Source organism: Acinetobacter sp. TUM15071, assembly GCF_008980925.1.
GTDB classification, from domain to species: Bacteria; Pseudomonadota; Gammaproteobacteria; order Pseudomonadales; family Moraxellaceae; genus Acinetobacter; species Acinetobacter dispersus.
Map to the genome: position 1 here is coordinate 1 of NZ_BKGB01000051.1, position 494 is coordinate 494.

Here is a 494-nt window from a genome sequence, read left to right on the forward strand (position 1 = left end):
AGGCTGCTCCCCTAATCCCCATGCTTTTCTTACAGTATCCGCACATGCTTCAGGGTATGAGTATTCAAGATAATAATTAACTTCATTGTCAGTAGCCTCATCTATTGATTCATTAGTAATAGCATTTGAGAAATCACTTCTTAATTCATGTAGATCAGGAACATTAGGGAGGGGCAACTCAAAGTTCTGATCAATCCAATCACTGATCATTTCAGCTAAAATAGTTTGGCTAATTGCCATATCTCTTTTTTTAGCTGTCATTTTAGTAAGAGCCCTAAAACTGACAGATTCAGCATGAATTTTTTCTACGTCGCTTCCATAAAAGAAACTAAGAGGAAAATCGAGAATCTCAGCGGCTTTTTCTAAAATTCTCTCATCAATTTCTTGATTGTTGTACCAGTTTGAGACAGTTCTATCGGTTACGTCTAATCGATGAGCCAAATCTCTCTTAGTCAAACCACGACGTTGACGAGCGAGATCGAAACGACCCATAT

1 protein-coding gene is annotated in these 494 nt (G+C 37.9%); it reads right to left on the reverse strand.

Annotated elements, in window-relative coordinates:
* The coding region (locus GBI66_RS19165) for a helix-turn-helix domain-containing protein (protein ID WP_151717184.1) at window positions 1-492 on the reverse strand (492 nt) is incomplete at its 3' end.
* Window positions 493-494 lie beyond the last annotated feature (2 nt).